Origin of the sequence: Mesorhizobium sp. WSM3868 (genome assembly GCF_002294785.1) — a bacterium.
Classification (GTDB): Bacteria; Pseudomonadota; Alphaproteobacteria; order Rhizobiales; family Rhizobiaceae; genus Mesorhizobium.
In genome coordinates this window covers 100,829-118,318 of the sequence record NZ_NSGB01000001.1, presented here as the reverse complement: position 1 = coordinate 118,318, position 17,490 = coordinate 100,829, and the positions used below count along the sequence as shown (strand labels likewise).

The following is a 17,490-nucleotide window of genomic DNA, read 5'->3' as shown; positions in this document are numbered from 1 at the left end:
CCGGGGCATTGAGAACAAAACGGAGGAAGACGAAGTGAGCATCACAAGAAGACTTTTGGGGAAGGCCGCACTCGGCCTCGCGGGCGCGGCGCTGCTCATGCAGGGCACAGCATTGGCGGCGGACCGTCCGGCGCCATTCGACAAGCCGGGCGTCAAGATCGCGCTGGTGCGCTATCTCTCCACCGGTGACTTCTTCCAGGCCTATCTCTCCGGCGTAGAGGCGCAGGCCAAGGCGCTCGGCGTCGATCTACGCGTGCTGGACAGCCGCCAGGACGCAGCGCTCCAGGCCGACATGGTCGACCAGGCGATCGCGCTCGGCGTGCAGGGCATCATCATCCAGCACGGCCTGACGGAATCGATGAAGGACGCCGCCCAGCGCGCCGTCGACGCCGGCATCAAGGTCGTCGCCTTCGACGTCAATGTCGAGAACCCGAAGATCCCGCAGATCGAGCAGTCCGACCGCGATCTCGCGCGCCTCGCGCTCGAACAGGCGGTCAAGGACAATGGCGACGCCTGGAAGGCCGGCTATGTCTATGTCGCCGGCATCGCCCCGCTCGACCGCCGCAACGAAACCTGGGTCGACGTGAAGAAGAAACATTCCGGCATCAGCGAGGTCGCCATGTTCGGCACGCTCGACAATCCGATCGCCAATTCCGTCGCCAACCAGGCGCGCTCGGTGCTGCAGGCGCATCCCGATATCAAGGTGATGTTCGCGCCTTACGACGAGTTCGCCAAGGGCGTGAAGATCGCCGTCGACGAGGCCGGCCTCAACAAGGGCATCAAGATCTACTCGGCCGACATCTCGACGTCCGACATCGCCGCGATGCGCGAGCCGGACAGCGCCTGGGCCGCCACCGCCGCCACCAACCCGGCAGTCGTCGGCCAGGTCTCGGTGCGCGCGCTGGCGCAGCTGCTCGCCGGCGAGGATCCCGGCCACAACGTCATCGTGCCGCCGACGCTGATCACCCAGAAGGAACTTATCGACAAGGACATCAAGAACATGGAAGACCTGTCGGCCAAGCTGCCGCAGTTCGCCCATGCCGATGTCGCCATGCCGGCCTGGATGCCGAGCCCCAACGCGAAGTAGGCCACGCGCCTGAAGGCAGAAGAGCGGCTCCCGGGCCGCTCTTCTTATTGCCGGAGTCGCTCAGGTAGATCGGGCGGCACGCGCCAGCCCATGCGCCACCAGCCGGTCGATGACTTCCGGGTAGCTGATGCCGCTTGCCGCCATTGCCTTGGCGTACATGCTGATGTCGGTGAAGCCCGGGATGGTATTGAGCTCGTTGATCAGGAACGTCATGTCCGGTCTCACGAAGAAGTCGACGCGCGCCATCGCGTCGCAGCCCAGCGCGCGGAACGCCTTCGCCGCCGTCTCGCGGATCTCGCCTTCGATCGTCTCGGGCAATTCGGCGGGCACCTTGAGTGCTGCTCCATCCTTATCGATATATTTGGCGTCATAGCTGTAGAAGCCGTGGCTTTCGGCCGGCACGATCTCGCCGGGACGGGAGACGAAGAGGCCACCTTCCGTGTCCTCAAGCACGCTGCATTCGATCTCGCGGCCGCGGATGAATTCCTCCGCCAGCAGCTTGCCGTCGTGCCTGAAGCCTTCGGCGAGCGCCGCCTGATAGTCCGTTTCGTCGGAGACCTTGCTGACGCCGACGGAAGAGCCCTGGCGGGCCGGCTTGATGAAGACCGGGAGTCCGAGCGCCTGCTCGATCTCCGCGAAGCCAGGCGCGGCCGCGGGCAGGATGGTGATGGACCGTGCCGTGGGCAGGCCGGCCGCCTTCAGCAACCGCTTGGCGATATCCTTGTCGAGCGCCGTGGCCGAACCGAGAATGCCGCAGCCGGCAAGCGGCACGCGCGCCACCTCCGCCAGTCCTTGCGCGGCGCCGTCCTCGCCATGCAGACCGTGCAGGACGGGAAACAGAATGTCGATCGCGGGCAACTCGTAAGGCGGCCCTTCGGCCGGAACGGCCAGCATTCGTCCATGCCCGCCGGGCACCAGACAGACCTCCGCTCCGTTCGACGGTGTCGCCAGCGCGCCGTCCTCGAATCGGCTGAGCAGCCATTGCCCTTCGCGGGTGACGAAGATCGGAACGGCATCATACTTCCCCGGCTCCAGCGCGCCCATGACATTGTTCGCCGAAAGCACCGACACGTCGTGCTCGGCGGACCGCCCGCCAAAGAGCACACCAATACGCAGTCTTTTTTCGGCCATCCACATCTCCACAATGCTCGAGGATCAGAAACCGACGGCGATGCCGCGCCGGGCGAAAAAGCGGTCGAAACTGGCGAGCGGCAGCGTGACGTCCGCCTGGCTCTGCCTGTCGTGTCCGGAAGGGTTGTGGAAGCGGATTTCGCCTGGCGAGGCGGCCGTCACCAGCACCAGATGCCCGCCTTTCGACGGCGGCTCGCGCTCGGGCCAGCGGATGCCTGGGTGAACCGAGGCGATGAAATAGCGCCACTTGCAAAGAAGACCGGGCACCGTGCCCGCATCGACATTCGTCACCGTCTCGGCGAACAGGCCGAAACGTTCGCGCACGAACCGGACGAAGGGCTCGTAGATCAGTCCCTTGATCGTACCCTCTCCTTCATTGACGACATAGCCGCCATAGGCCGTACAGGCGCGGGCGAGCTCAAGCGTCGGATGAATTTCGCCGCGCGCGGCAAGGATCATCTTCAGGCAGGCCATGCCGCAGGCATTCACGGCCCAGCGTGCATAATCCTCAATCGTCTCGGCGCCGGAATTGCGCCACATCGGGTCGCGGTGCAGAGCCGATGGTCCCTCCGCCAACAGCGGCAAAGTCATGCCGGGCGATTCCCACTGGCTGAAATAAGGCACTTCCCTGGATTGCATAGCGGCTCCAGCCTTGTGTCCCGCAAGCGAGGCGCAAGGCACCCCTTAAAGCTGTTCGAGCAATAAGCAAAAGATTTGCGCGGATTTTGACCGGTTGGAGCAGTTTTCCAGCAGACGTGAAATGGGCTTCAGTCCTGACCTGGGTCGCGACACGGAGAGAGCGGCCCGTCGTTCTGGGAAAGCGACGGGCCGCTCAGAGAGATCTCCTGTTTCTTCAGCGCAGCGCCGCGGCGATATTGCCGCCGTCCACCGTCGTCACGTCGGCGGTGGTGCGTTCGGCCAGCGCCTGATGCAGGAAGGCCTGCGCCACGTCGTCGGCCGTCACTTCCTGGCCGAGCAGATTGCCGGACATGTATTCCTTTTCCGAGACACCGCGCGCGCCCGAGCGGCTGGCAATCATGGCGTCGGTCAAAAGCCCGGACCGGATGCGGTCGGCGTTGACCGCGTTCGAGCGGATGCCGTAGGCGCCGTAGTCCAGGGCATACTGGCGCGACAGGAACAGCGTCGCCGCCTTGGGCAGGCCGTAGGCGCCGAATTTCGGCCCGGGATTGATGGCCTGCTTGGAGGTGTTGAACAGAAGCACGCCGCCCGTGCCCTGTTCGAGCATGATGCGCACCGCGTTCTGCGCCGCCGACTGGTGGGCGAAGAAGTTGAGCTCGAAGCTCTTGCGCAGCAGCGCGTCGTCGATTTCGCCGATCCGGCCTTCCCAGGCCGCGCCTGCATTCGAGACCAGGATGTCGACGCCGCCGTAGACCGCGACCGCCTTGTCGAAGGCGGCGCGCACCTCGGCCGGGCTGGTGATGTCGGCGCCGACCCCGATCGAATTGTTACCCGCCGCCTTTGCCGCTTCCGCGGCCTTGGCCGGATCCAGATCGACGATGACCGCATGCGCACCGTTTGCGGCGAACAGCTTCGCCGTCGCGGCGCCGATCGCCCCGGCGCCGCCGGTGATCAACGCCACCTGGCCGGTCAGCGGCTTCGGCTTGCTCGAGGCGAGCTTGGCCTGCTCCAGCGACCAGTATTCGAGCGGGAAGAGGTCGGCCTTGGAGAGCGGCTGGAAATTGCCGATGGCTTCCGCGCCGCGCACCGCCTCGATCCACATCTCGCCGACATCGGAGGCGATTTTCGCGTCCTTCAGCGTGCGGCCGTGGCCGAACATGCCGAGACCCGGCACCAGCGTCAGCCGCGGCATCGGGTCGAGCATGGTGCGCTTGACGTCATCCAGCGCGTCGTTGGTCTCGAAATAGGCGCGGTAGTCCTTGGCGAAAGCCTCGACATGGCTACGGACGGCGACCTTGTAGTCGCCGAGCTTGTCGGCGTCGGGAGCCGGGACCGCCATCGGCCCGGTCTTGATGCGGATCGAAAGATCGGGCGTCGACACGCCGCGTCCGGCCAGCTCGGCGATCCTGGCCGAATTGATGAAATCGACGATCGCATCCGAGGTCCGGAAATCGCTGATCATGCGGTCGAAGCGGCCTTCGCCGCGCGCCACTGCGACAGCGCCGCGCAGCGTCGGCGCGATGTCGCTCGCCTTGGCGAGCTTAGCCGGCAGCGCCGCCTTGGTCGCCTGCGGCTTGCCGTTCTTGGCGATATAGTCCTCGGCGATGGTCACATAGTGGATCATGCGGTCATAGGCCTGCCTGGCATCGTCGCCGAAGGTGAAGATGCCGTGCTTGTCGAGGATCAGGCCTTCGACGCTGGGGTCGGCGTCAAAAACGTCCGCCGCGACCTTGGCGAGCTCGAAGCCCGGCTTGATGTAGGGCACGTAGCCCATTTTGTCGCCGAACACCGTCTTCACCAGCGCCTTGCTGTTCTCCTGGTCGACGATGGCAAGGATCGCGGTCGAATGCGTATGGTCGACGAATTTAAGCGGCAGAAAGGCGTGCAGGAGTGTCTCGACCGATGGATTCGGCGAGGCGGGGTCGATGAGATTGGAACGCTGCAGCGCCACCATGTCCTCGTCGGAGAGCGTGTCCAGGGCGCGCGCCTTGAGCAGCGCGCCCATCTTCACCGCCGGCAAGCCTTGCGGCTCGATGACGGCCATGTCCCAGCCGCTGCCCTTGACGCAGAGGACGTCCCATTCGTCACCGACCAGATCGGTGGCCTTGGTCTTGCAGGAGGTATTGCCGCCGCCATGCAGCACCAGCCGCGGCTCGCCGCCGAGCAGGCGGGTCGTATAGACGCGCAGCGCAAGGTCGCGGCGGAAGCCCTTCCTCGCGTAGTCGGCAACCATCTTTTCCGCGTCGGCGTCGTTCCAAAGGTTCTTCATGTCGTTCCGTCCGATTCCGTATTTTGTCTGCTCATGAACAGGAAACCGCGACGTCTTGATGACAGAAGCGGCGAGGGTGGTTCCTACGAGGCCTTTTTGTTGACCGCGCCAGCGTGATCGAGAAGGCGCCCCGCCATATGCGCGCCGACCACCAGATGCGTGCAGAGTCCGCCGCTGATTGCGGCCAGCAGCGGCTCGAACTTGCTGTCCTCCTGCACCACCATCAGCCGCTTCCCGATGGCGCGCAGCGAGGCGAGCTCGGCGGAAATGACCCGCCGGTTGTAGCTGCAGTCGAGCGCCTCGCCGCTTGCATCGATGATTTGTCCGGCGATGACGCCGGCCGCGCCTTCCTTGCGCAGCGCCGCCATTTCGGCCGGCGTCAGCGCGCCGCATTTGACCAGATGGCTGTCGGCGTCCACGGCGCCGACGGAATAGAGCGCGAGATCGCAATCGCTGATGCCGGCAAGCTGGTCGCGGATCACCGGCTCGGCGCGCAGGCCCTCTGCCAATTCTTCCGTGGACAGCACCAGCGGCGAGTAAAAATTCAGGCCCTTGGCGTTCAGCCGCCGCGCGATCTCCATCGTGCACTGATCGGGTCGGTAGGAATAGGGCGCGCCGAGATTGCCGCAGAGCTGCACCACGGTGACGTCCTGCAGATCGGCATAGGACATGATGTCGGCGATGGTGTAGACCGTGCGGCCCCAGGCGACGCCGATGCGGTCGCCCTTACTCACCAGTTCCAGGAAGACGCTCGCCGCCAGGACGGCGATGTCGGTCGACGGGTCGGTGACATAGGCGTTTTCCGGCGCGATCCAGACGGCGTCGAGCTTGAAGGCGTCCTCCAGCCTGCGCGCCACGACATCGTCGGTGAAAAGCTGCGTCGAGGTCGAGATGTTGACGATGCCGGTCTCGCGCGCCTTGCGAAGATACATGGCGACCGATGCGCGCGAAATCTTGAGCTGGTTCGCCACCTCGTCCTGGCGAAGGCCATGCGCATAGTAAAGCCAGGCGGCCTTGTGGATGAGCTGTTCTGCCGGTCGGATCGCCATGCCGCCTCCTCGGCTGACATTAGTCACGGCTCTCGACAAAAGTCAAATCCAGCCGGCTGGGTTGTTCGTCCTCCGGCGCCGGCATGTTCGGGACTGCCATTCTACCGAGCACTCATGTCATAGCATTTCCCGGTCGTTCAGGGGATGGCATGATCGCGGGCCTGCGGTTAGAAAGCTCGAAAAGACTTTTGGGGAGGATGGGATGGCCAATCCCTACGAACAGGATCTCGAACGGAACGCCGCCAACCACCAGCCGCTGACGCCGCTCACCTACCTTGAGCGGGCGGCCAAGACCTATCCCGACCATGTCGCCATCATCCACGGCAGCCAGCGCATCTCTTATCGCGATTTCTGGCGGCGGTCGCTGAAGCTCGCCTCGGCGCTGTCGAAGCACGGCATCGGCAAGGGGGATACGGTAACGGTGATGCTGTCGAACACGCCGCCGATGCTGGAGGCGCATTTCGGCGTGCCGATGGTGAAGGCGGTGCTGCATTCGCTGAACACCCGCCTCGATGCCGCGGTCATTGCCTTTCAGCTCGACCATGCCGACACCAAGGTGCTGATCGTCGACCGCGAGTTCTCGTGCGTGGTCAGGGAGGCGCTGGCATCGGCCAAGGCCAAGCCATTGGTCATCGACTATGACGATCCCGACTACGCCGCCGATGCGCCCTATCCGAAGGGCGAGCGGATCGGCACGCTCGACTATGAGGATTTCGTCGCCGGCGGCGACGAGGCTTTTGCATGGTCGATGCCCGACGACGAATGGGACGCCATCTCGCTCAACTACACCTCCGGCACGACCGGCAATCCAAAGGGCGTCGTCTACCACCATCGCGGCGCCGCCCTGATGGCCTACACCAACACCATCCATGCGGGCATGGCCAAGCACGCCGTTTATCTTTGGACGCTGCCGATGTTCCACTGCAACGGCTGGTGCTTTCCCTGGACGCTCGCCGTGCAGGCCGGCACCCATGTCTGCCTCCGCTGGGTACGAGCAAAGCCGATCTATGACGCCATCGCCGACCATCGCGTTACCCATCTTTGCGGCGCGCCGATCGTCATGTCGGTGCTGATCAACGCGAAAGACGAGGACAAGCGCCAGTTTGCCCAGACCGTCACCTTCAACACGGCCGCCGCGCCGCCGCCCGAGGCGGTGCTTTCCGGCATGGCCGATGCCGGCTTCGCCGTCACCCATCTCTACGGCCTGACCGAGACCTATGGGCCGGCCGTCGTCAACGAATGGCACAATGAGTGGGACGAGTTGGAGAAGGGCCCGAGGACGGCGAAGAAGGCGCGCCAGGGCGTGCGCTACGCCGCGCTGGAAGGGTTGACCGTGATGAACCCCGAGACGATGGTCGAGACGCCGGCCGACGGCCAGACCATCGGCGAGGTCATGTTCCGCGGCAATATCGTTATGAAAGGCTATCTGAAGAACCGCAAGGCGTCCGACGAGGCTTTTGCCGGCGGCTGGTTCCACTCCGGCGATCTCGGTGTCATGCACCCGGACGGCTACATCCAGCTCAAGGACCGCTCCAAGGACATCATCATCTCGGGCGGCGAGAACATCTCGTCCATCGAGGTCGAGGACGCGCTCTACAAGCACCCGTCCGTCGCCTCTTGCGGAGTGGTTGCCCGCGCAGACGAGAAATGGGGCGAGGTGCCTGTCGCCTATGTCGAGCTGAAGCCCGGCAAGGTTGCGACCGAGGCCGAGATCATCGAGCATTGCCGTGGGTTGCTCGCCCGCTTCAAGGTCCCGAAGGCGGTGGTGTTCGCCGACATTCCGAAGACGTCTACGGGGAAGATCCAGAAGTTCAGGTTGAGGGAAATGGCGAAGGGGGCGTAGTTCGCTCCCTCCAACATGGCCTTGAGGTCGACAGTTTACGCCAGCAGCCGCGACGTCTGTGCGCGTCGATTCGCTCCTTGCTTCGCCCTAGGATGAAGACGGCATAGGTGTCATTGGCCAACCGCCAACGTCGCTCATTGGCCCCCCGCAACTGTCACCATCTGTCACCATTTTGTACGCGTATATCGATTCCGCGTTGACTCTTCGCTGCTTTCGATTTACGAGTGACGAAAATTGAAATTCGTCACTCGTAAATCGAAAGCACCATGTCAGAAGCCGCCAACATCGTGGCCGACCCCGCCAGACAGGAGAATGTGACGCGCATTCTCGACTGTGCCGAGCGCCTGTTCCGGCATTACGGCTACGGCAAGACCAACGTTGCCGACATTGCCCGCGAGCTCGGCATGTCGCCGGCCAACATCTACCGCTTCTTCGCCTCCAAGGTCGAAATCCACCAGGCCGTCTGCGGCCGCATGCTCGGCGCCAGCTACGCAATGGCCTACGAGATTTCGCGCCTGCCGATCAGCGCGGAGGAGCGGCTGCGTCGTTACGTTCACGCCCAGTACAAGATGACGCTGGAAGTCATGCTCGACGACCAGAAGGTGCATGAGATGGTGATCGTCGCGCTCGAGCGCGACTGGGGCGTCATCGACAAGCATGTCGACCGCATTCACGACCTGCTCGCCGACGTCATCCGCGACGGCATAGAGGCCGGCGAGTTCAGGAAGCAGGATCCGGTGATCGCCTCGCGCTGTTTCGGCGCCTCCACCGTCATCCTGTGCCATCCGCAGATGGTCGCTCAGTGCCTTGCCAAGACCAACCGGGCAATGCCGGACGACCTCATCGACTACGCAATCAGAGCCTTGAAATAGCCGCTGCCCCGCCGGGTGCCGGTCGACGTTTATCTCCAGTTCGGGAGTGCTAAGGTGTCTTTGTCCAGTTCCATCCTCCGCAGGCTGCCGGCCGCCGGCCTCCCAGTCGTCGGCGTCGTTGTCGCGGCGCTCGGGCTTACCGGCTGCAGCCAAGAGAAGAAAGCGGAAACCCAGGAAGTCATACGGCCGGTGAAGGTCGTCGAGATCGGCGAGGCCGAGACCACGCGCCAGCTCGACTATTCCGGTTCGGTGCGCGCCCGCACCGAGATGAATCTCGGCTTCCGCATCGCCGGCAAGGTCACCGAGCGTCTCGTCGACATCGGCCAGCATGTGAACGAGGGCGACGTGCTTGCCCGCGTCGACCCCTCTGACTACGAGCTGTCGGTGAAGAGCGCCGAGGCGAGCCTCGACGCCGCCGAGCGGCAGGTCGAGACCGTCGATCTCGCCAGGAAGCGCGCCGAGCAGCTCTATGCCAAGAACTTCGCGCCTAAGTCGCAGCTCGATCAGGCCGTTCTGAGCTATGATCAGGCCGTGGCGACGCGCGATGCCGCCCGTTCGACCCTGGCCCAGGCGCAGAACCAGGTCCATTACACCGATCTCAAGGCCAGCAAGGCCGGCATCGTCACCGCCATCTCTGCCGATATCGGTCAGGTGGTCGGCGCCGGCACGCCGGTCATGACGGTTGCCGTCGACGGTGAGAAGGAAGTGCTGATCGCGGTGCCGGAAATGGACATCGCCGGCTTCCGCCCGGGCAAGGAGGTCAAGGCGAGCTTCTGGTCCGACGAGGCGCTGACCCTTGACGGCAAGGTCCGCGAGGTGGCCGGCAGCGCCGACCCGCAGTCGCGCACCTTCGCGGTCCGGGTGTCGCTGCCCAACGATCCGCGGGTGCTGCTCGGCATGACCGCCAATGTCGCGGCGATCGTTGGCAGCAAGGCGCAGCTGGTGTCTATCCCGCTGACCGCCATGGCTGAGAAGGACGGCAAGCACATCGTCTGGACGGTCGACCGCGCGTCCGACACGGTGCATCCGCGCCCGATCAAGGTGGCGAACTTCACCGCCGACGGCGTTGCCGTTGCCGAAGGCCTGAAGCAGGGCGACGTGGTGGTGGCCGCCGGCACACAGTTCATGACCGACAATCTGAAAGTGAAGCCTTCCGGCGATGACGCCCAGCAGTCCGCCTCGGCGGAGGATGACGTCGCCGCCACCAGCAGCCTGCGCTAACCAGGCGAAAGAACGCCTTTCCCGACCTCGCTGCGCGAGCCGCGAGCCGGGCAGGGCATGGGTTCCGGGCGGCGAAATCGCCCGATCGACGAGACGCTGCATTGGTATCCCCCGCACCACGGCCGCGTCGAGCGCGATTGCGAGTCTCTCTCCGCTTGAGGTGCTCGCCGCCCGGAAGCCCACCGAGAACTCATGAGCCGCAAGGCATGCTGCCTTGCCGCCAATTGGACTGGACCTGCGCCATGACCACGGACAGCAGCACTGAAAAGCGTCCCTTCAATCTCTCGCGCTGGGCGATCGGGCATCCGAGCATCGCGCGCTTCCTGTTCGGCCTCATCATCCTGGCCGGCGCGCTCGGCCTGATGCGCATGGGCCAGAAGGAAGACCCGGACTTCACCTTCCGCGTCATGGTCGTGCAGGCAGTCTGGCCGGGCGCCTCGATCCAGGACATGGAAGACCAGGTCGTCAACAAGATCGAGCGCAAGCTGCAGGAGACGCCGCATCTCGACTTTGTCCGCTCCTACACCCGCGCCGGCAGCGCCATCATCACGCTCCAGGTAAAGGGCGACACCAACGCCGAGGAGGTGAAGGATGCCTTCTACCAGGTGCGCAAGAAGGTCGGCGATATCGCCAACGAACTGCCGCAGGGCCTGCTCGGCCCCTATTTCAACGACGAGTTCGGCGACACCTTCATCACGCTGCATTCGATCAGCGGCGACGGCTTCACCTATCCCGAGCTGAAGAAATTCGCCGTTCAGGCGCGCGACATGCTGCTGGCGACGCCGGGCGTCGAAAAGGCCGTCATCATCGGCGACCAGCCCGAGAAGATCTATATCGATGTGTCCTCCAAGGCGCTCGCCGAGCGCGGCCTGACGGTGCTTGACCTGCAGAATGCCGTGAAAGGGCAGAACGCCGTCGATCCGGCGGGCTCGGTCGATACCGGCCTGCGCTCGGTTCGCATCTCGGTCGAGGGCGACGTCACCAAGGCCGCCGATATCCGCGAGCTGAGGCTGCGCGCCGGCAATCAGGTGACGCGTCTTGGCGACATCGCCACGGTCTCTTCCGGCCTCGAGGACCCTTATGAGCGCAAGTACCGCTTCAACGGCCACGAAAGCGTCCAGGTCGGCGTCGTCATGGCCAAGGGCTTCAATGTCAGGGACGTCGGTAAGGATGTCGAGGCGACCTACAAGCGCTTCGAGGAAGGTCTGCCCTATGGCGTTGCGGTCGACCAGATCTCCGACCAGCCGGAGGTGGTCAAGGATGCCGTCAACGAATTCATGGAGGCGCTCGGCGAAGCGTTGCTGATCGTTCTCGTCGTCTCGTTCCTGTCGATCGGCTGGCGCTCCGGCCTGGTGATCGCGATCGCCATCCCGCTGGTTTTAGCCGCCACCTTCGCCATCATGTACGAGATCGGCATCGACCTGCAGCGCATCTCGCTCGGCGCGCTGATCATCGCGCTCGGTCTGCTGGTCGACGACGCCATGATCGTCGTCGAGATGATGGAGCGCAAGCTGGAGGAGGGGCTGGTCAAGATCGAGGCGGCGAGCTTCGCCTATTCCTCGACCGCCTTCCCGATGCTGACCGGCACGCTGATCACCACCGCGGGCTTCATCCCGGTCGGCTTCGCGGCCTCCACCGCGGGCGAATATGTGCGCACGCTGTTCTATGTCGTCGGCATCGCACTGGTCGTGTCGTGGTTCGTCGCGGTCTATTTCACGCCGTGGCTGGGCTACATGATCCTGAAGCAGCGCAAGCACGCCGGCACCCACCACGACGTTTTCGACACCGGCTTCTACCGGCGGCTGCGTGCTACGGTCACCTGGGCCGTGCGCCACCGCATCATCGTGCTGGCGATGACGCTGGTCACTTTCGGCACCAGCCTCTGGGCCTTCCAGTTCATCCCGCAGAACTTCTTCCCGCAGTCGTCACGTCCGGAAATCCTGGTCGATCTCTGGCTGCCGGAAGGTACCTCGATCAAGGAGGTCGAGAACCAAGCCAAGGCGCTCGAAGCGAAGATGATGGACGACCAGGACAAGCGCTTCATCGCCACCTATATCGGCGAGGGCGCCCCGCGCTTCTTCCTGCCGCTGGACCAGCAGCTTCGCAATCCGAACTTCGCCCAGCTTCTGGTGATGGCCAAGGATGAGCCGGCGCGCGAGCGGCTGATCGTCAAGATGCGAGGCATCCTCGCCAAGGACTTCCCGTCGATCCGCGCCAAGGTCGATCGTTTGTTCCTCGGGCCGCCGACCGGCTGGCCGGTGCAAATGCGCATCATGGGGCCGGATCGCCAGGAGGTGCGCCGCATCGCCGACGAGGTGAAGGCAAGGTTCGAAGCAAACCCGCTGCTCGGCGCCGTCCATGACGACTGGCTGGAGCCGGTGCCGGCGATGAAGCTGGTGATCGACCAGGACCGAGCCCGGGCACTAGGCGTCACATCGCAGCGCATTCGCCAGATGCTGCAGGCAACCATGTCCGGTGCGCCGCTCGACGATTTCCGCGACGGCGAAGAGACGGTCTCGATCGTCGCCCGCGAGCCGGAGGCGACCCGTCATCTGCTGTCCTCGGTCGACTCCGTCTACATCCCGACCGACTTCGGCGGTTCCGTGCCCCTGTCCCAGGTGGCGAAAGTGGTGCCCGTGATGGAGCAGGGCATAGAGTGGCGGCGCGACCGTCTGCCGACCATCAGCGTGCGCGCCACGTTGCCGGATGGCGTGCAGTCGAACGACGTCGTCACCAAGATGTACAACGACATGAAGGACCTGCGCGCCGGCCTTGCCCCCGGCTACAAGATCGAGATCCAGGGCGGCGCGGAGGACTCGGCCGAAAGCCAGGCCTCGATCGCCGCCAAGGCACCGATCATGCTGGCTGTCATCGTCATCTTGCTGATGGTCCAGCTGCAGCATTTCGGCAAGTCGATGCTGGTGCTGGCCACCGGCCCGCTGGGCATCATCGGCGCCGCGGCAGCCCTGCTGATCAGCGGCGCGCCGTTCGGCTTTGTCGCCATCCTCGGCGTCATCGCGCTGCTCGGCATCATCATGCGAAACTCGATCATCCTGGTCGACCAGATCGACCAGGATATCGTCGCCGGCATGGATCGATCGGAAGCGATCGTCGGCGCTGCGGTGCGCCGCTTCCGCCCGATCATGCTGACGGCGCTGACCGCGGTGCTTGCGCTGATCCCGATCTCGCGCGCCGTGTTCTGGGGGCCACTGGCCTACGCAATGATGGGCGGCATCCTCGTCGCCACCGTGCTCACCATCCTGGTGCTGCCGGCGGGCTATGCCCTGTTCTTCGGCCGCGAGCCCAAGAAGGCCAAGACCGACGAGCAGGCGCAGGAGCCGGAACAGGTCGAAGGCATCGAAAGACCGCAACTGGCGCTGGCTGCGGAATAAGAAGGTGGCAACCTCGAATCATCCGCCATCGGCGAAAGCCGGTGGCGGATGATGCGCATCGAAAGAACGCCTCTCGCCGCCGCGGCGCGCTCGGCGAGGCGCCTACGCCAATTCCTCGGAATGCGCGATCGTCACGCCATACTCCGCGGCCGAGTCGAGCATCGTGTGCCACAGGCTTTCGGCGAAGGTTGCGAATACCAAGAGGTTGAACACGGCCTGGCCGTCTTGTCGGTTCTTCCCGCGCCAGAGCGTCACGCTGGTATGGTCGATCGAGGTGGCGGCTGCCGTGCCGACCGGGAACATTTCGGGGTGCAGGTCGATCGACGACACCTTGGCCAGCATCGTGCGCGCCTTGTCGCCGGAAACGCTGATCAACGCGCGCGCATGTGATTGATCGGAAAGCGAGGCCAAACCGGCAAACACGCGGGCAAGGGTCTCCATCCTTTGCCCGCCGCCTCTCGACAGCACCAGAAACTGGTCCGGTCCTGACCAGATCAGCGTCGCGTCGGTCGTGTCGACCGCCTCGGGTGTTTCCGGCGCGCCGACGCCGAAGCGAGCCTTCGCGGCATTGACCGTCTCGGCCGCCTTGCCGCGCCGCGCCATCACCTGAACGAGGTCGAAATTGCAGATCTCGGTCAGCGACACGCCGGCTTCGCCCGGCGCGCCATAACGGCCGGCGACCAGGGCGCGCTCGAGCGGGCTGCGGATGTACCAGGAAAAATCAGCCACGCTGGCGCCCTCCATCCGGATCGTAGAAGACGGAATTGCAGAGCTCGACATCGTACTCCTCGCCACGCAGCGGATCATGCGCGCGCACGATCTCGCCGATGCGCGCACGGCCACGCTCGACGAGGCCGAGCCCGATCCACTGGTCGAGCACCGGCGAGAAGCAGACCGAGGTTACATAGCCCTGGTCGTTGTCTGGTCCGGGGGTCTCGCCCTTGGGAACGATGTGCGCGCCGGAGCGTAGGCGGCGCGCCTTGTCGGTCGGCTTGATGCCGACGACCACCTGCCGGTTCGGCGCGACGAGTGCTTCGCGGCCGGCCATGACGCGGCCGATGAAATCCTTCTTGGTCGACATCATCTTGCCGAGACCGAGATCGGCAGCGGTTGTGGTGCCGTTGAGCTCCGGTCCGGCGACATGGCCCTTTTCGATGCGCATCACGCCGAGCGCCTCGGTGCCGTAAGGCGTCACGCCGAACGGCTTTCCCGCGATCAGCAGGTTGCGCACCAGAGCCTCGCCGTAGCGCGCCGGCACCGAAATCTCGAACGCCATCTCGCCGGAGAAGGAGATCCGGAACAGCCTCGCCTTGAGGTCGCCGCGCAGCTTGACTTCGCGCGCGCCCATGAACGGAAAGCCTTCGTTCGACAGGTCCTCGGCCGGATCGACGATCTCCTTCAGCAGATCGCGGGTCTTCGGACCGGCGATGGAGAATTGCGCCCACTGGTCGGAGACCGAGGTCAGCTGCACGTCGAGTTCGGGGAACAGGACCTGGCGGCAGAATTCGAGATGCTGCATCACCAGCCCAGCCTTGGCGGTGGTGGTTGTGAGGAAATAATGGTCCTCGGCCAGGCGCGAGGTGGTGCCGTCGTCATAGACGACACCGTCCTCGCGCAGCATCAGTCCATAACGCGCTTTGCCAACTGCGAGGCTGGAGAACGCGTTGATATAGACGCGGTCCAGGAAGGCGCCGGCATCCGGGCCGTGCACGTCGATCTTGCCCAGCGTCGAGACATCGCAGAAGCCGACGCCGCTTCGCACCGCCTTGACCTCGCGGGTCACCGATTCCAGCCAGTCTTTTTCGCCGGGCAACGGATACCATTGCGCGCGCTTCCACAGGCCGGTGTCGACGAACACCGCGCCCTGTTCGGCCGCCCAGTGATGCGACGGCGTCAGCCGCGTCGCATGGAAATTCTCGTCGCGATGGGGACCGGCGAAGGCGCCGATGGCGACCGGCACATAAGGCGGCCGGTAGATCGTCGTTCCGGTTTCGGGAATGGATTTACCCGATACCGCCGCCATGATGGCGAGGCCGGCGACATTCGAGGTCTTGCCCTGGTCGGTCGCCATGCCGAGCGTCGTGTAGCGCTTCAGATGCTCGACCGACTCGAAACCCTCGCGCTGCGCCAGCTCGACATCGGAAGCCGTCACGTCATGCTGCTGGTCTACGAAGGCCTTGCCCTTGCCCGCGACATGCCAGAGCGGCGTCAGCGAAAAGGCCTCGTCGTCGGCGATCGCCGCCGATCCGGGACTGCCGCTCCGTCCCGCATCGCGCGCCGCTGCAACACCTGCCTCGAAACCTTCCCGCAGGCAGGCGCCAAGGCCGAAGGCGCCGTTCGCCGCGCCTGCCGCCACCATGCCGGGCGGCGCGCCGTCCGGCACGAAGGCGGCGATATCGTCGCGCCATTTCGGCCGGCCGCGATGATGGGAGGTGAGGCCGACCGCCGGGTTCCAGCCGCCGGAGACGGCAAGCCCGTCGGCCTCGACTTCGGCGCGCGCGCCGCCGGTGAGCGACACGGAAATCTTGCGCACACCGTTCTTGCCGCCGTCGACGCCGCTGACGGAGCCGTTGAGCACCGGGAAGCCGCCCTTGCCGGCCAGCGAGCGATGGGCCGGCGAAACGTCTGGCCGCCCATCGATCACCGCAGCGACCTGCAGTCCGGCTGCGATCGCCGCCTCCACGGTGCGCCAGCCATCCTCATTGTTGGTGAACAGCGCAATACGTCGCGCCGGTGCAGCGGCGTAGCGGTTGATGTAGCTGCGCATGGCCGACGCCATCATCACGCCAGGCGTATCGTTGCCGGCAAAGACGATGGGACGTTCGATCGCGCCCGCCGCGACGATGCAGTGCTTGGCGACGATACGCCAAAGCCGCTGGCGCACCTGATGTTCCGGCGGTACCGGCAGATGGTCGTTGACGCGCTCGATCGCGCCATAGGTACCGCCGTCATAGACGCCGAACAGCGTCGTGCGCGTCATGATGCGAACATCCGGCATCGCCGCGAGTTCGTCCAGGGTACGGGCAATCCATTCGGCCGCCGGCAGCCCGTCGATCGTACCGCCATCGCCCAGCAAGCGCCCGCCGAGGACAAAATCCTCCTCGCACAGGATGACGCGCGCGCCGCAGCGCGCGGCGGCAAGCGCCGCCGCCAGGCCGGCCGGACCGGAGCCGGCGACCGCCACGTCGCAATGCGCCCACGCTTTGTCATAGCGATCGGGATCGGGAATGCCCGCCGCGCGGCCGAGGCCGGCGGCGCGGCGGATCGCCGGTTCGTAGATCGCTTCCCAGAACTTCGCCGGCCACATGAAGGTCTTGTAGTAGAAGCCGGCGACGAAAATCGGCGCGAAGAGCTGGTTGACCGCCATGACGTCGAAATTGAGCGACGGCCAGCGGTTCTGGCTGGCGGCCTCGAGTCCTTCATAGAGCTCGGCGGTCGTTGCCTTGGTGTTCGGCTCGCGCCTTGCGCCACTGCGCAGCTCGACCAGCGCGTTGGGCTCTTCCGAACCCGCCGTCAGGATGCCGCGCGGGCGGTGATATTTGAACGAGCGGCCGACCAGCTTGACGCCGTTGGCGACGAGCGCCGAGGCAAGCGTATCGCCCTGGAAGCCGGAGAGTGTCTTACCGTCGAAGCGGAAGCTGAGCGGCGCCGAGCGGTCGATGAGGCCACCGGCGGACAGACGGTTTGCCTGGTTGCCGCGCATCAAGCACCAACCTTGGCGGAGCCGGCGCCCGCCGCCGGCTCGACAGCCGAAATCTCATGCGTCAGCGTGTTGCGCTTGACCTTCAGCCAAGCCCGGCAGCCGCCGCCGTGATACCAATGCTCGCTCATCACACCGGCGATGTTGTCGCGCAGGTAGACGTAATCGTAGACGGCGTCTTCACCGGCATCGGCAGGCGGGCGCTGCGGCTCGGCGTCGCCGAGATAGGTGAACTCGCCGAGTTCGCGTTCGCCGCAGAAGGGACACACTATGCGCATGGTCGGGTC

Annotated in this window: 12 protein-coding genes; 5 read left to right on the top strand and 7 right to left on the bottom strand. The window is 65.0% G+C overall.

Going from position 1 to position 17,490, the window contains the following annotated elements; all coding sequences use genetic code 11:
* Positions 1-34 precede the first annotated feature (34 nt).
* Positions 35-1,087: a substrate-binding domain-containing protein gene (locus CK221_RS00550; RefSeq protein WP_095776266.1), complete on the top strand. Its 1,053-nt coding sequence runs from the start codon at positions 35-37 to the stop codon at positions 1,085-1,087.
* A gap of 60 nt (positions 1,088-1,147) precedes the next feature.
* Here CK221_RS00550 and CK221_RS00545 read toward each other — a convergent pair whose 3' ends face one another.
* The 4 genes from CK221_RS00545 to CK221_RS00530 all read right to left on the bottom strand — a co-directional run bounded on the left by CK221_RS00545 (position 1,148) and on the right by CK221_RS00530 (position 6,175).
* Positions 1,148-2,224 (bottom strand): D-alanine--D-alanine ligase family protein, encoded by a 1,077-nt coding sequence (locus CK221_RS00545; protein ID WP_095776265.1) that lies wholly within the window; start codon positions 2,222-2,224, stop codon positions 1,148-1,150.
* An 18-nt stretch (positions 2,225-2,242) separates the two neighbouring features.
* A complete protein-coding gene (locus CK221_RS00540; RefSeq protein WP_095776264.1) occupies positions 2,243-2,857 on the bottom strand; it encodes a hypothetical protein in 615 nt (204 codons plus the stop codon).
* A gap of 214 nt (positions 2,858-3,071) precedes the next feature.
* On the bottom strand, positions 3,072-5,126 hold the full coding sequence (locus CK221_RS00535; RefSeq protein ID WP_095776263.1) for a bifunctional aldolase/short-chain dehydrogenase: 2,055 nt from the start codon (positions 5,124-5,126) through the stop codon (positions 3,072-3,074).
* 83 nt (positions 5,127-5,209) lie between these two features.
* A complete protein-coding gene (locus tag CK221_RS00530) occupies positions 5,210-6,175 on the bottom strand; it encodes a sugar-binding transcriptional regulator (RefSeq protein ID WP_095776262.1) in 966 nt (321 codons plus the stop codon).
* A gap of 202 nt (positions 6,176-6,377) precedes the next feature.
* Here CK221_RS00530 and CK221_RS00525 point away from each other — a divergent pair, with 202 nt between their 5' ends.
* From CK221_RS00525 to CK221_RS00510, 4 genes are all read left to right on the top strand, one after another.
* Positions 6,378-8,018 carry an acyl-CoA synthetase gene (locus CK221_RS00525; protein ID WP_095776261.1) on the top strand — a complete coding sequence of 547 codons (1,641 nt, stop codon included), beginning with the start codon at positions 6,378-6,380 and terminating at the stop codon, positions 8,016-8,018.
* 266 nt (positions 8,019-8,284) lie between these two features.
* Positions 8,285-8,890, top strand: a complete 606-nt coding sequence (locus tag CK221_RS00520) for a TetR family transcriptional regulator (RefSeq protein ID WP_066988962.1) — start codon at positions 8,285-8,287, stop codon at positions 8,888-8,890.
* 54 nt (positions 8,891-8,944) lie between these two features.
* Entirely contained in the window at positions 8,945-10,111 is a 1,167-nt protein-coding gene (locus tag CK221_RS00515) for an efflux RND transporter periplasmic adaptor subunit (protein WP_095776260.1), read from the top strand.
* Between the two features lie 242 nt (positions 10,112-10,353).
* Positions 10,354-13,503 carry an efflux RND transporter permease subunit gene (locus CK221_RS00510; RefSeq protein WP_095776259.1) on the top strand — a complete coding sequence of 1,050 codons (3,150 nt, stop codon included), beginning with the start codon at positions 10,354-10,356 and terminating at the stop codon, positions 13,501-13,503.
* A 102-nt stretch (positions 13,504-13,605) separates the two neighbouring features.
* On the opposite strand, the gene CK221_RS00505 is transcribed toward CK221_RS00510, so the two are convergent.
* Genes CK221_RS00505 through CK221_RS00495 form a run of 3 tightly spaced genes read right to left on the bottom strand, consistent with a single transcriptional unit; the run spans position 13,606 to position 17,481 of the window.
* On the bottom strand, positions 13,606-14,232 hold the full coding sequence (locus CK221_RS00505; protein WP_095776659.1) for a sarcosine oxidase subunit gamma family protein: 627 nt from the start codon (positions 14,230-14,232) through the stop codon (positions 13,606-13,608).
* A complete protein-coding gene (locus CK221_RS00500) occupies positions 14,225-17,206 on the bottom strand; it encodes a sarcosine oxidase subunit alpha (RefSeq protein ID WP_095776258.1) in 2,982 nt (993 codons plus the stop codon). The genes CK221_RS00505 and CK221_RS00500 overlap by 8 nt, the downstream gene beginning before the upstream one ends.
* Positions 17,206-17,481, bottom strand: a complete 276-nt coding sequence (locus CK221_RS00495; protein ID WP_095776257.1) for a sarcosine oxidase subunit delta — start codon at positions 17,479-17,481, stop codon at positions 17,206-17,208. The genes CK221_RS00500 and CK221_RS00495 overlap by 1 nt, the downstream gene beginning before the upstream one ends.
* Positions 17,482-17,490 lie beyond the last annotated feature (9 nt).

What these genes read in the sequence shown, in the direction of transcription:
- CK221_RS00495 (WP_095776257.1), bottom strand. Translation starts at nt 17,481, where the DNA reads ATGCGCATAGTGTGTCCCTTCTGCGGCGAACGCGAACTCGGCGAGTTC.
- CK221_RS00510 (WP_095776259.1), top strand. Translation starts at nt 10,354, where the DNA reads ATGACCACGGACAGCAGCACTGAAAAGCGTCCCTTCAATCTCTCGCGC.
- CK221_RS00545 (WP_095776265.1), bottom strand. Translation starts at nt 2,224, where the DNA reads ATGTGGATGGCCGAAAAAAGACTGCGTATTGGTGTGCTCTTTGGCGGG.
- CK221_RS00535 (WP_095776263.1), bottom strand. Translation starts at nt 5,126, where the DNA reads ATGAAGAACCTTTGGAACGACGCCGACGCGGAAAAGATGGTTGCCGAC.
- CK221_RS00500 (WP_095776258.1), bottom strand. Translation starts at nt 17,206, where the DNA reads ATGCGCGGCAACCAGGCAAACCGTCTGTCCGCCGGTGGCCTCATCGAC.
- CK221_RS00520 (WP_066988962.1), top strand. Translation starts at nt 8,285, where the DNA reads ATGTCAGAAGCCGCCAACATCGTGGCCGACCCCGCCAGACAGGAGAAT.
- CK221_RS00530 (WP_095776262.1), bottom strand. Translation starts at nt 6,175, where the DNA reads ATGGCGATCCGACCGGCAGAACAGCTCATCCACAAGGCCGCCTGGCTT.
- CK221_RS00525 (WP_095776261.1), top strand. Translation starts at nt 6,378, where the DNA reads ATGGCCAATCCCTACGAACAGGATCTCGAACGGAACGCCGCCAACCAC.
- CK221_RS00540 (WP_095776264.1), bottom strand. Translation starts at nt 2,857, where the DNA reads ATGCAATCCAGGGAAGTGCCTTATTTCAGCCAGTGGGAATCGCCCGGC.